The 13,960-nt window shown below is 46.0% G+C and carries 11 protein-coding genes; 4 read left to right on the plus strand and 7 right to left on the minus strand.

Annotation, left to right across the window (positions count from 1 at the left end; genetic code table 11):
• Positions 1-66: 66 nt before the first annotated feature.
• Together yidC and DF182_RS07080 are read right to left on the minus strand one after the other, a co-directional pair.
• Entirely contained in the window at positions 67-1,917 is a 1,851-nt protein-coding gene (gene yidC / locus DF182_RS07075) for a membrane protein insertase YidC (protein ID WP_113614949.1), read from the minus strand.
• 216 nt (positions 1,918-2,133) lie between these two features.
• Complete coding sequence (locus DF182_RS07080; RefSeq protein ID WP_113614950.1) at positions 2,134-3,786, minus strand: CTP synthase; 1,653 nt, start codon at positions 3,784-3,786, stop codon at positions 2,134-2,136.
• A 355-nt stretch (positions 3,787-4,141) separates the two neighbouring features.
• Here DF182_RS07080 and DF182_RS07085 point away from each other — a divergent pair, with 355 nt between their 5' ends.
• Positions 4,142-4,663, plus strand: coding sequence for an acyl-CoA thioesterase (locus DF182_RS07085; protein ID WP_113614951.1), 522 nt, complete (start codon positions 4,142-4,144; stop codon positions 4,661-4,663).
• Between the two features lie 164 nt (positions 4,664-4,827).
• Here the strand turns inward: DF182_RS07085 and DF182_RS07090 are convergent, their stop codons facing one another.
• A complete protein-coding gene (locus DF182_RS07090) occupies positions 4,828-5,514 on the minus strand; it encodes an HD domain-containing protein (RefSeq protein WP_113614952.1) in 687 nt (228 codons plus the stop codon).
• 54 nt (positions 5,515-5,568) lie between these two features.
• Here DF182_RS07090 and DF182_RS07095 point away from each other — a divergent pair, with 54 nt between their 5' ends.
• Complete coding sequence (locus tag DF182_RS07095) at positions 5,569-5,916, plus strand: DUF488 domain-containing protein (RefSeq protein WP_113616800.1); 348 nt, start codon at positions 5,569-5,571, stop codon at positions 5,914-5,916.
• A 44-nt stretch (positions 5,917-5,960) separates the two neighbouring features.
• Here DF182_RS07095 and DF182_RS07100 read toward each other — a convergent pair whose 3' ends face one another.
• The 3 genes from DF182_RS07100 to DF182_RS07110 are packed head-to-tail and all read right to left on the minus strand — an operon-like array spanning position 5,961 to position 9,461.
• A complete protein-coding gene (locus DF182_RS07100) occupies positions 5,961-6,542 on the minus strand; it encodes a precorrin-2 dehydrogenase/sirohydrochlorin ferrochelatase family protein (protein WP_113614953.1) in 582 nt (193 codons plus the stop codon).
• Positions 6,542-7,318, minus strand: coding sequence for a uroporphyrinogen-III C-methyltransferase (gene cobA / locus DF182_RS07105; protein ID WP_113614954.1), 777 nt, complete (start codon positions 7,316-7,318; stop codon positions 6,542-6,544). The genes DF182_RS07100 and cobA overlap by 1 nt, the downstream gene beginning before the upstream one ends.
• Positions 7,319-7,346: 28 nt before the next feature.
• A complete protein-coding gene (locus DF182_RS07110; protein WP_113614955.1) occupies positions 7,347-9,461 on the minus strand; it encodes a nitrite reductase in 2,115 nt (704 codons plus the stop codon).
• Between the two features lie 964 nt (positions 9,462-10,425).
• Between DF182_RS07110 and hxpB the strand changes: the two genes are divergently transcribed.
• Positions 10,426-11,088, plus strand: a complete 663-nt coding sequence (gene hxpB, locus DF182_RS07115; RefSeq protein WP_161964080.1) for a hexitol phosphatase HxpB — start codon at positions 10,426-10,428, stop codon at positions 11,086-11,088.
• 35 nt (positions 11,089-11,123) lie between these two features.
• On the plus strand, positions 11,124-11,888 hold the full coding sequence (locus DF182_RS07120; RefSeq protein WP_113614957.1) for a cyclase family protein: 765 nt from the start codon (positions 11,124-11,126) through the stop codon (positions 11,886-11,888).
• A 78-nt stretch (positions 11,889-11,966) separates the two neighbouring features.
• Here the strand turns inward: DF182_RS07120 and rpsA are convergent, their stop codons facing one another.
• Entirely contained in the window at positions 11,967-13,862 is a 1,896-nt protein-coding gene (gene rpsA, locus DF182_RS07125; protein ID WP_113614958.1) for a 30S ribosomal protein S1, read from the minus strand.
• Positions 13,863-13,960: the final 98 nt, after the last annotated feature.

Consider the following 13,960-nt stretch of genomic DNA (forward strand, 5'->3'; position numbering starts at 1 on the left):
GAAGCAAAAGCCCCCAGCATAATTGCTGAGGGCTCTCACTAATTAATTACTATATCAGACAGAAAACTATTTCTTCTTCTGTTGTTGTTGCATTGACTGCTGGCGGCGTTGTACCTCTTCCAGCTTCTCCTGCCATTTGGATTTGCTGACCGGTTTCTTTTTATTTTCCTGGATCTGTGCGTGGATTTTGGCGTGGTTGATGACAAATGTCTGCAGTACCCATTGCAGCAGGATACTGATCACGTTGGACAGGAAATAGTAGAAGGTCAGTGCAGCAGCCAGTCTGTTGAAGATACCCAACAACATGATAGGCATCATGTAAGGCATGTATTTCATCACCGGATTGCTCTGATCGGTCATACCACGATTGTAGAAGGCCAGGATCAAGCTGGTGATGGTCATCAGAATGGTGAACAGGCTCACGTGGTTACCATAGAAAGGTATGTTGAACGGCAGGTTCAGGATAGAGTCATAAGTAGACAAATCCTTAGCCCACAGGAAACTTTCCTGACGCAGCTCGATGGAAGACGGGAAGAAGCTGTACATCGCTACCAGGATCGGTAACTGTAACAGGGCTGGTAAACAGCCACCCAGTGGGTTTACACCGGCGCTTTTGAACAGTTTCATCTGTTCTACACCAAATCCTTGCTGGTCGTCGCCGTATTTGGCGCGCAGCTCGTCGATTTCTGGTTTCAGCACTTTCATTTTGGCCTGAGACACATAGCTCTGGTAGGTGAAAGGAGCGATGAGCAGACGGATGAAGATGGTGAGAAGAATAATGATCAGACCATAGTTGCCGATAAATCCGCTCAGGAAGTTAAACACCGGAATGATGATCCATTTGTTCACATATTTTACAAAAGCGAAGATACCAGAGCCCAGCGGGATGATCTTTTCGAGGCCCAGGTCAAAAGACTTCAGGGTTTTGTAGTGGTTAGGACCGTAGTAGATTTCAATCGGGAAAGAGAAATCATTGGCGCGGTTGTAAGGTATTTGCAGGGAAGTAAATGCCTGTCCTACGATGTTGCCGCTCTGCGGTACTTTGGTGTTCACGTCTGCCGCGTCGAAACTGCCGTTTTTAGCGATCAGCGTGGTGTTGAAGAACTGTTGTTTAACACTGATCCATTTCAGCTTGTTGTCCAGTTTTTCGTGGCTGGTACGCTGTAAGGTGAAGTAATCGTGTTTATCGTTGCTGAACATGTAGTGCACCTGGTTGTTGAGGCGCTCGTTCTCCATGTCATGCTCCTGTTTGTCGTTCTGGCTGTTCCATTGCAGGGTCAGGTAGTTCTGATTACCTGGCAGGATGTTCTGGAAACCAACCGCATGAACATTATAATCCACGATATAGCTACCTGGTTTGATGGAATATACAAACTCGAGGTAGATAGCCGGGTTGGTGGTGTTCAGGCGATAGCTGATAGATTGTGCGCCATCAGCCTGTTTCTGTACCTGACCAGCGGTAAAAAACAGGTCGGAGCTGCTCAGTACTTTATTAGCGCTGGCAGGCACTTCCACGGAAAGGCGGTTAAAAGAACCCTGTGCCAGCATTAAAGGACCTCCTTCAGAAGTCTTGAATTTTTTTAATTGAACACTAACAGGCTGACCACCTTTATTGGAGAAAGTGACTTTTACATCATCATTTTCCATAACGGTAGTTTGCACCGGTGCTACCGCAGCAGCGGCAAAAAGGCCGAATTCTCCGGCCAGTTGGGCCTGGTGAGCCGAATCCAGCGTTCCACCGTTACCCGCAAGTGTCAGAGAGTCAGCAACTGGTGCTTTAGGCTTGTTAAGATTAGCGATGGAATCTTGCCGGGCTTTCTCCTTGGCGATATTTACCTGCTGTTTCTGGTTAAAGAAAATATATCCAACCAGTAAAACACCCAACAGTAAAAACCCAATAACCGAATTTCTATCCATGAAATGCAATTAAAATTTAGGCAGCAAAGGTAAGCAGGATTTATCATTTGAACACCCCTTTTTAGGTGAAACCACTGTTAAGCAGGTAAAACCCACTTTAATACAGGTGAAAATGACCGCTACCATTGGTTATGTAATGATTATATATTTAAAATGCAGCGAATAAAATCCGCTGCATTTTAAATATATAGATTAAAAAAATCAAATACGTAAATATTACTGGGCGATTTTTTCCTCAGCCAGTTTAGTCTTACCGTTTTTGTTTTCCGCGTATTGTTTGGCGGCCTTAATAAAGGAAACAAAGAGCGGTGCCGGGCTTTCCACTGTACTTTTCAGTTCAGGGTGGAACTGGGACCCTACGAAGAACGGATGTCCAGGTATTTCGATCATCTCTACGAGGCCGCTTTCCGGGTTTTTACCGGAAGGCATCATACCCGCCTTTTCGATCTGTTCGAGATATTCGTTGTTGAACTCATAGCGGTGACGGTGTCTTTCGCTGATCACCGCTGCGCCGCCATAGATTTCTGCAGCTTTGGAACCTGGTTTGAGCTCACATGCATAAGCACCCAGACGCATGGTACCACCTTTAGCGGTGATTTTTTTCTGTTCTTCCATGAGGTTGATCACCGGATGTGCAGTGTCGGGGTTCATTTCCACGGAGTGCGCATCTTTCCAACCCAGTACGTTGCGGGCAAATTCCACCACGCTCATCTGCATACCCAGACAGATACCAAAGAAAGGCAGGTTGTTTTCGCGGGCATACTGAATAGCTGTGATTTTACCTTCAATACCACGGTGGCCAAAACCGGGAGCAACCAACAAACCATCGAGGTTTTTCAGTTTCTCACATACGTTCTCCGGTGTAAGGTGCTCGGAGTGGATATTCTGTACAATCACCTTGCACTCATTGAGAGAGCCAGCATGTATAAATGATTCAAGAATAGACTTGTAAGCATCCTGTAACTCTACATATTTACCAATCAGACCGATGGTCACTTTGGATTTAGGATATTTGAGTTTGTCCAGGAATTCGCGCCATTTAGACAGTTCAGGCTCTTTTTCCACTGGCAGGTTCAGTCTTTTCAGAACGGAAACATCCAGTTTCTCGCGCATCATTTCCAATGGCACTTCATAAATAGTAGGCACGTCGTTAGCCTCGATTACCGCATCTACCTGCACATTACAGAACAGGGCGATTTTTTTCTTCAGATCGCGGTACATCGGTTCTTCCGTACGGCATACAATGATATCAGGATGCACACCGTATTCGCTCAGCAAACGTACAGAGTGCTGTGTAGGCTTGGTTTTCAGTTCTTTAGCCGCACGCAGGTAGGGAATCAGTGTCAGGTGTACTACCAGACAGTCTTCTTCACCCAGTTCCCATTGCAACTGACGAACAGCCTCGATATAAGGGAGTGATTCGATATCACCCACGGTACCGCCCAGCTCAGTGATCACGATATCATATTTGCCATCTTTACCCAACAGGAGGATACGACGTTTGATTTCGTCGGTGATGTGCGGGATTACCTGTACAGTTTTGCCCAGGTAGGCGCCTTCTCTTTCCTTGTTGATAACAGTCTGGTAAATACGACCAGTAGTAACGTTGTTAGCCTGAGAAGTAGGCGTGTTCAGGAAGCGCTCGTAGTGCCCCAGGTCCAGATCGGTTTCGGCGCCATCTTCTGTTACGTAACATTCCCCGTGCTCATAAGGGTTTAACGTTCCCGGATCCACGTTGATATATGGATCGAACTTCTGAATAGTCACTCTAAAGCCGCGTGCCTGCAACAGTTTTGCCAGCGAAGCAGCTATAATTCCTTTACCCAAAGAGGAAGTAACACCTCCCGTAACGAAGATATATTTTGCCATAAAAACTAAAATTCAGCTAAAGATACTTGACCTATTAAGGAGGAAGTGCCAGATTGCATTTGGTGTTATACCTGTCAAGTAAACTACTTCCGGAGGTCATGCAAAGTTACACAAATTTGCTTCGCTCCCAAGTTTTTTACGCAGTGGCTTTATTTGTTTGTTAATTTTTGAGGGTTTCTCTTCAGCTCTTATCATTGAACCACAGTGGGTTTTAAAGAATTTTCAAGTGATGGAAATTATTTGTTAAAAACCTGCATCTGCACACCGCGGCCCGGATAAGCTTTTCGTTCCTTAGTAATATATACTGTAAATTTGCGTCCGAAATACATAAATATCCGAAACACATAAATAAAAGATGACTTTAACGCCTAAGAGAGCGCAGGACTCGCTCATACAGATGACGGAACTGGTTTTACCCAATGATACCAATACTTTCGGCAACCTCATGGGAGGCCGCCTGATGTACTGGATGGACATCGCAGCTGCACTGGCCTGTATGAAACATTGCAGCGCCCCCGTGGTTACTGCTTCAGTGGACAACATCTCATTCGAAAATCCCATTAAACTGGGCAACGTAGTACATATCGAAGCAAAAGTAAGCCGTGCCTTTAACACCTCCATGGAAGTCCATATGCGTGTTTGGGGAGAAGATCCGGTGCAACAATACCGCTACAAATCAAATGAAGCTTTTATGACATTTGTAGCCCTGGACCCCAATGGCAACTCCAGACCTGTTCCCAGCATCATCACTGACACAGAAGAGGAAAAAAGATTATATGAAGGCGCACTCCGCCGCCGCCAGCTTCGTCTGATCCTCGGTGGAAAAATGAAACCGGAAGATGCTGATGAGCTGAAAGCACTGTTCTTTGATAAATAACAGCAACCGCTGATATATTTGATACTGCTGATATTTCTGATAAGCGCAGATTGAAGCGAAGATGCAGCAGGAAACAGATAGTAATAAGAAATAAATAAAAACGGCTGACTCAGGTCAGCCGTTTTTATTTAAAATATATCAGTGACATTCTTCACGCCTCACAATTATTTCCGCCCATCAGGAACATCAGCAGTATCATATAAATCACGGTTCTCCCGGTAAAACTGTTCCAGAAAAATCTCCATAAACCGGTGTCTTTCTTCTGCGAGTTGTTTGCCGGTGTTGGTATTCATGCGATCTTTCAGCAACAGCAGTTTCTCGTAGAAATGGTTAATGGTAGGGGCTGTATTGTTTTTATATTCTTCTTTGGACGCAGACGGTTTAGGAGTAATAGTGGGATCATAGATAGCCCGGTTCTTAAACCCTCCATAGCTGAAAGCCCTGGCGATACCGATGGCGCCGATAGCATCAAGACGGTCGGCATCCTGTACTACGCCCAGTTCCGGAGAATAAAATGTTTTGTCAGTGAATCCTCCTTTGAAGGAAATATACCGGATGATATTCACCACATGCGCTATCACTTCCGGAGTAAGGCCCTGCGATTCCATAAAGGCAGTAGCCTTTGCCGGCCCGATGTTTTCATCTCCATTATGGAATTTGGAGTCGGCAATATCATGTAATAATGCACCCAGCTCTACGATCAGCATGTCCACGGATTCCTGTGCAGCGATATGCCGTGACTGACGCCATACCCGGTGAATATGCCACCAGTCGTGACCTCCCTCCGCCCCTTCCAGGGTAGCCTTAACATACGCCACTGTAGCGTTAATGATTTCCTGATTATTTTGCATAACGGTAAAGATAATACGTAAAACTTTTCCCACCACGGAATGGTTAATGGGGATATGTTACAGATCAAACGTGTATATGACGAATTTTCAGAAAGTGACGGTTACCGCATCCTAGTAGACCGGCTATGGCCGCGCGGCCTTACCAAAGAGCGTGCACATGTAGACGAATGGATGAAAGAGATCGCTCCCAGCGAAACACTGCGGAAATGGTTTAATCATGAACCTGAAAAATATCCCGCGTTCCGGACAAAATATATGGATGAATTGGCCGATGAGGAGAAACAAACAATGCTGGAAGCGATCAGGAAAAAAGCCCTGCACCATCGGGTAACACTAGTTTACGGGGCCAAAGATGACCATCACAATCAGGCAAGGGTATTAATGGAAGTATTAAAGGGTTAACAAAAGAATATTGTATAGTTGGCATAGGTTATTCTGCATATGCATCAGTGATTTGGTTTTACTAATACATCTGTAATATTATTCAATTGTTTCACCTTGGCGGTGAAATCACCTTTCAGTTTATCCCGGATAATATAGAGTTTATTGAGTACATCATCGAGAGTATCAGGGAGGGCGTCCTGGAGCACCTGTTTGAGGCGTTTGGCCACAGTAGGTGATTTGCCATTGGTGGAGATGGCTATTTTCAGGTTGCCTTTTTGTACGATAGAGCCCAGGTAAAAATCGCAGAGCTCCGGTGTATCTGCAACATTGATCAGCACCTTACTACCTTTGGCTTTTTCCCAGATCGTATAATTGAGCGCATGGTCATTGGTGGCAGCGACCACCAGGTCCTTACCCAACAGATCTCCACAGGAAAAAGGTTTGCGGATGAGTTCCACATTGGGATAACGACGCGCTATTTCCTCCAGCTCAGGAAGAAAATCGAGGGCCACAATGGTGATATTGCTTTCCGGGCAATTCTGCAGCATGGCCTGCGCTTTTTCCAGTCCAATGTTGCCACCGCCCACTACCAGTACATGCAGGCGGTTCAGCTTAAAAAATACCGGGAATAACTGATTTTCCATTATACAGCAATTTTAAGTTCATCAACGATCCTTGTTTGCAGGGCGGCGAAGTTTTCATGGAAACGTACTACCTCTCCTACCACGATGATGGCGGGATTGCACAGCTGATGGGCAGCAGCTATTTCCACAAGGTCAGACACTTTACCCATTCCCAGCTGCTGATTAGGCAGGGTACCATTCTGAATGATGGCTGCCGGTGTATTTCCTTTACCGCGGGCGTTGAAGATACCAGCTATTTCAGCCAGTTTGCTCATTCCCATCAGGATGATCACGGTAGTATTGGCCTGGATGGCGTAGTCCAGATCGCGGGACAGGTTGCCATGCCGGGTGTTACCGGTGATAACCCAGAAGCCTTCACTGACGTTGCGGGCGGTGACGGGTATTTTGTTGACACCAGGGACAGAAATAGCACTGGAAATACCTGGTACTACTTCTGCCGTGATGCCAAATTGCTGGGCAAAGGCTATTTCTTCCTGACCGCGGCCAAACACAAAGGAATCGCCTCCTTTAAGTCTAACCACGCTGCCGTAGCTGAGTGCATATTTTACAATCATGCGGTTAATTTCATCCTGGGAATAAACATGCATGCCGGCACGTTTACCTACAAAACGACGGAGGCAGCTGGCCGGAGCATATTCCAGCAATTCGTTGCTGGACAGGGCATCATAGAGGATTACCCTGGCTTCCTGTATAGCTTTCAGGCCTTTCACGGTTATCAGTTCCGGGTCTCCGGGGCCGGCGCCTACCAATGTAAGTTTAGGTTGTATGTGCTGCATGAGATGTTGTATTAAATGTGATGAACAATTATGCCTGTACCGGTTCACTGCTTTTACGGCGGTAAACCTGTGCTGCATTGTAGAAAGATTGTGCCTGCTGGAAGTAAGTTTTAGCAAAACTTTCCGTAGGCTCGTTGGCGTTAATCTGCAGTACCAATGTTTTGAAATCTGTTTCAAAGCTGAACTTGCCGGTAGCAACGAAATGTTTTTCAAAGTCGTTGATAATGCCGATCTGCGTATTACCGCTGACTGCTTCACCGAGCAGCAGTGCTTTAGCGCCCTGTACAAAGGAAGAGTAGGCATGGTAGATGCCGTCTGCAAAGGCGCCATTGGCGAGCGCTACAGCAGACAAATCCAGTTTCTCTTCAGCTTCCAGCAGCAGGGTGGCTACCAGATCGATGATCACACCGGCGCACTCTCCTACTCCGATAGCGGTAGCGTAATCTTCTGCCTGTCCCCAGTCGATGAAGTCGCCCGCGGTGAGGCTGCTGACGTCTGCCAGTGGTTTCAGCAGTTCATAGAAATATTTTTCACCCCGACGATCGTAGTATTCGTTAAACAGCTCGTGTTCCTGACTGTTGATTTCATAATCATGCAACAGGCTGCGTAATACGTCGGGGCCGCGGCGGCTGGGCACTTTGATTACCTTGTCGGCCACCCGTCCAACACCATCGCCTACGATACCTCCTCCGAGGAGTACCTGCAGGGCCGGCAGCACCTTACCTCCGCTTTTGAGGGAAGAGCCGTGGAAACCGATGCTGGCAATACCATGCTGGCCGCAGGAATTCATACAACCACTGATCTTTATTTTGATGTCCTTATTATAAATCAGATCCGGGAACTCGTCTGTGATCACGGATTCCAGTACTTTAGCGATACCGGTGCTGCTGGAGATACCCAGGTTGCAGGTATCTGTACCGGGGCAGGCCGTGATATCGGCGATGCTGTCAAATCCTGGTTCAGCAAAGCCTGCATCTTCCAGGGCGCTATACACATAAGGCAGATGTTCAGGCAAAATATATTTCAGGAGCAGTCCCTGATTGGCTGTCACCCTTACATCGTCGGCTATTACCGGCCGCAGGGCTTCAATCAGCTGGCGGCTAACAGCAGAGCCGATGTTGCCCAGTGTGATTTTTACATAAGCGCCGTAATAACCTTTTTGTTTCTGTTCGAAGACGTTGGTCTTTTTCCAGGCCTCGTATTTCTGAGGGTTTTTGATGCTATAAGCCGGTAAGGAAGCGGGCACCGGCGGTGGTGTTGTTTGTACCCATGCATCGGCATCTACCGGTACACTTTTGACTTTAACCGCTTTGTATTCTTCTTTTACCAGGCGTTCAAATTCCTCTATGCCTATTTTCTGGATGAGGAATTTCATACGGGCTTTGTTTCTGCTGGTTCTTTCACCATAGCGGTCAAATACCCGTAGTACGTTTTCGATATAAGGAATCAACAGATCTGTTTCCAGGAATTCATATGCCGTTTTGGCCAGGAAGGGTTGTGCTCCCAAACCGCCACCTACCAATACTTTGAAGCCGCGCACTTCTTTTCCGTCGATGATTTTCACCTTGGGTATCATGCCGAAATCATGCATAAAAGCCCAGGCAGTATCTTTTTCAGAAGAAGAGAAAGCGATTTTTATTTTACGTCCCATTTCCTGGCTGACAGGGTTGCGCAGGAAATAGCGGAAAGTAGCGTCTGCGTATGGTGTAATATCAAATGGTTCTTCAGGATCTATGCCGGCACGGTCGGAAGCAGTTACGTTGCGGACGGTGTTGCCGCAGGCCTCGCGGATGGTGATCTCATCTTCTTCCAGTTTATGCCACAGTTCCGGTGTTCTTTCGAGGCTCACATAGTGGATCTGTACATCCTGACGGGTAGTCAGGTGCAGGTTGCTGGTAGCATATTCATCAGATACTTCTGTAATTTTTTTCCACTGCTGCAGGGTCATTTTACCATAGGGTAATTTGATGCGCACCATTTGCACACCGGGCTGACGCTGACCATACACCCCTCTCGCCAAGCGGAGGCTACGGAATTTTTCATCTGTAATCGCTCCTTCACGGAACAGGCGGATCTTTTTCTCCAGGTCGATAATATCCTGTTCTACAATGGGATTTTCGAGTTCTGTTCTGAAGCTTTGCATAAAAAGTATTTTCAGGTGGTGGTAAAATCTTTGATCAATTTTGGTCGGGAAGTCTACTAAAAAGCCTCCGCGATGTGCGGAGGCTTTCGTATAACTGAGATTAGTGTAAACTTATCTGTGTTGCATACTACACGCGTTCCGCTGCTGTTGCACTGCAACAACAATTACCAGAGTGGCTCATCAACGTCACCTTATTATCCATATTCCCTATAATTTTAGTAGAGTAATACAAAGATAGAAATGCGGGTCATCTTTCCAAAAAAAATTTGTGGGGAGCTGAAGCACGGTTGCGCAGTGTGAAAAATAAAGACAGTGGCTGGAATAGGTCTAAAATAATAATTATCAACACAATACATAATGAAACCATTCATTGGTCCATAACCTCCGCTTATCCGGTATAACATTTTATTATGGGTTAAGGCAGTATAGGGGGGGGCTAAAAAGCCACTTCAGGAGCGCAGTATATTATTTTTAAATGTCCTGGCAGACGATAATTGGGGTTTTGCTCTTGCCAAAAAACATACTATTTAAGACCTGGAAATATATCTGTAAAACTAATTACAGTATTTACGTCATTCTTTCTATCCAAATCCAGCTCAACAATTTCGCCACTTCTATTTTAATTTTCATTTTTTTAAAATGAGATAAACTAATTTTCAAAATTTTGATAAGAGGAATAAATACTGTGGAAATGAATACCAGCGCAATGATTACTGTAATTATGTTATTAGCCATTATTGCTGTGTTTTAAAATTCAAAAAGTTATTCTACAAAATTACAATGACTACTAATTGCGAATATTAACCGGATGTAAATGAATCACCTGTAAATACAGGATGAGTGCCGGAAAGGTGCCTTTGTATCGTTCATTACAACTGCGCATCCTAAGAAAAGTTTCCTGTTTTTCTTAGAATTTATCACACGTCCTTATCCCCTTATTATCTTTGCGACGGAAAAAATGCATATGATCAACACGGTAATATTCGATATGGACGGCCTGCTGGTAGACTCAGAGCCATTGTGGGGCATTGCGATGCGGGAGGTATTTGCAACGGTAGGCGTAACACTCACACCAGAACTAACACATCGTACAACAGGGCTTCGTACCCGTGAGGTGGTAAGTTACTGGCACAACTACTTTAAATGGGAGGGCAAGAGTGCCGAACAGGTGACCAATGAAATCATTGACAGCGTAACACAGAAGATTATGGCAGAAGGCCGTGCTATGGAGGGATTGACATATATCCTGGATTTTTTCCGGGAGCGCAATTTCAAGATGGGGCTGGCTTCTTCTTCTCCCCTGCGGCTGATAGAAGCGGTGCTGGGGCATCTTCAGATAAAGGAGTCTTTCCAGGCAGTGTATTCTGCTGAGTTTGAAGATTATGGTAAACCCCATCCGGCGGTATATCTGGCCTGTGCGAAGGCGCTCAACAGTGATCCGCTGGAATGCATCGCTTTTGAGGATTCCGTAACCGGTATGACGGCTGCCAAGGCTGCCCGTATGACCACGGTGGTAGTGCCGGAACCACACAACCGCCAGGATCCGCGTTATGCGCTGGCCAACATGAAACTGGATTCGTTGCTGCAATTCAACGACCAGCAGCTGACCTTGCTAATGCAACACTAAATCCGTCAACCAACAACCCCTTTATATCATCACTTATGAAAATCATTGATCTCTCGAAAACCATCGAGTACAACAAACAGGACCCCTGGTTTATGCGTATCCGGATCAAACACAAGCCGCACCGGCAAAGCCGGCCGCTGATCCGTTTTTTCCTGGGCCTGCCGGCGAAATTGTTTCCCAAGGGTTTCCAGGGATGGGCCGATGACAAGATCCTGGGCATGGGTGTACATGCTGCCACCCATATTGATGCTCCCTGGCATTATGCGCCGGAAGTAAATGGCCAGCCGGCCAAAACCATCGACCAGGTACCACTGGAATGGTGTTATGGCGATGGAGTAGTGATCAATATGACCCATAAGGCGGATTTAGAAGAGATAACGTTGTCGGATATACGGGAAAATCTGCAGCAAACCGGTGCTGTGATCAAACCGGGCACAATTGTGCTGATACATACCGGCCGTGACAAGTACATCGGCACACGGGAATACCCGATGCGGGGTACGGGTATGAGTGCAGAAGCCACGCACTGGCTGATCGACCAGGGTGTAAAGGTGATGGGCATAGATCAGTGGGGCTTTGATCTTCCGCTGAAGTACATGGCTGCCAAAGCAAAAAAAGAAGGAAAAGATGATTATTTCTGGCAGGCCCATCTGGTAGGGCAACAGAAGGAGTATTGTCATATGGAGCAGCTGGTCAACCTGGGTGCTTTACCACCTTTTGGTTTTAAAGTGGCTGTGTTTCCGCTGAAAATAAAGGGAGCCAGTGCTGCACCTGCCCGGGTGGTGGCGATGCTGGATTAATATGATGCCATCAACACATAAAAAAATCCCGTTCTGATTTTACTCAGAACGGGATTTATTATTTAATGAAACTGGATCTTATTGTGCGCTTTTTTCTTCGCCACCTTCAGATTGTTTCAGTTTTTCTCTCAGTTCAGCTAAAGCACCCAGGTCACCTAAAGTAGCTTTTTCTACTTTACCCTGAATGTTTTTCACTGCTTTACGGGTTTTGTCAGCTTCAGCTTTTCTTTCTTTCTGTACTGCTTCTTTTTCTTCAGCCTGTGCTTTTTCCCATACTCTGGTGTGAGAAACCAGGATACGTTTTTCGCTGCGATCGAATTCGATGATCATGAATTCTTTCACGTCTTCAACGTTGATTGGTTTTTCGTCTTCTGTTCTCAGGTGACGGGCAGGAGCGTAAGCTTCCAGGCCGTATTGCAGTTGAACAGTAGCACCTTTCTCATCTTTCTTCACAACTGTACCTTCGTGTACGGAGTTGATCGGGAAGATAGTTTCGAAAGTGTTCCAAGGATCTTCTTCGATCTGTTTGTGACCGAGGCTGAGTTTACGGTTTTCTTTATCAATACCCAGGATCACTACGTCGATTTCGTTACCAACTTTAGTGTATTCGGATGGGTGGTTGAAACGTTTGATCCAGCTCAGGTCGGAGATGTGGATCATACCACCGATACCTGTTTCCAGTTCAACGAACACGCCATAAGGAGTGATGTTTTTCACGATACCTTTGTGACGGCTGTCTACAGGGAATTTAGTTTCGATAGTAGACCATGGATCTTCTGTCAGTTGTTTGATAGACAGAGACATTTTACGCTCTTCTTTGCTCAGGGTAACTACCACTGCTTCGTATTCTTCGCCTAATTTGAAGAATTCTTTAGCGTTGATAGGAGTAGAAGCCCAGGAGATTTCAGAAACGTGTACCAGACCTTCTACGCCCGGCATGATTTCCAGGAATGCACCGTAATCTTCGATGTTAACCACTTTACCTTTAACTTTAGCACCTTCGGTGATAGTAGCTGGTAAAGTATCCCATGGATGAGGAGTGAGTTGTTTGTAACCCAGGCTTATGCGACGTTTTTCGTCGTCGAAGTCCAGAACAACCACGTTGATTTTCTGATCCATCTGGAGCACTTCGCTTGGGTGGGAGATACGGCCCCAGCTGATATCGGTGATATACAGCAGACCGTCCAGACCGCCCAGGTCGATGAACGCACCAAAGTCGGTGATATTCTTGATGGTACCTTCCAATACCTGGCCTTTTTCCAGTTTGGAGATGATGTCCACTCTTTGTTGTTCGATATCGCTTTCGATCAGCGCTTTGTGAGAAACTACGGCGTTGCGGATGGTTTCGTTTACTTTCACCACCTTGAACTCCATGGTTTTGCCTACAAACTGGTCGTAGTCGGTAACCGGTTTCACGTCGATTTGAGAACCTGGCAGGAATGTTTCCATACCGTAAACGTCTACGATCAAGCCGCCTTTGGTTTTGCTGGTAACAGTACCAGTAACCACTTCGCCTGTTTTGTAAACTTCCACGATTTTTTCCCAAGCACGTTTCTGGCGAGCCTGTTTACGGCTCAGGTGCAGGTTACCATCGCGGTCTTCTTTTTCTACTACCAGCACTTCCACTTCGTCACCGATTTTCAGGCCTGGTAAGTCACGGAATTCGTTCAGAGAGATCAGACCGTCAGATTTGAAACCGATGTTGATCACTACGTCTGTGTTGGTAATACCTACTACAGTACCGCCCAGCAGCGTGTTTTCTTCAAATACTTTGAAGGTACTGTCGTAAGTTGCGTCATACTTTTCTTTTTCTTCTTTGCTGTAAGAAGAAACGTTACGCTTGTCCACGCTCCAATCGAAATCGTCATGGGCAGTAGCTACTACAGGAGCCTTTGGTGTCGCTGTTTCAGCCGCAGCTGCCTGCGGAGCCTGTTGTTCAGCGTTTTGTTCGTTAATAATGTTGTTTTCGCTCATAAAAAAATGAAATTTTAAATCCGGAATACCCGGACTCCCTGTTTTATGGGAGGGCAAAAATACGAAATATTAGCCGGTTTACCCTATTTTTCCTGAAG

This window comes from Chitinophaga flava, from assembly GCF_003308995.1.
Classification (GTDB): Bacteria; Bacteroidota; Bacteroidia; order Chitinophagales; family Chitinophagaceae; genus Chitinophaga; species Chitinophaga flava.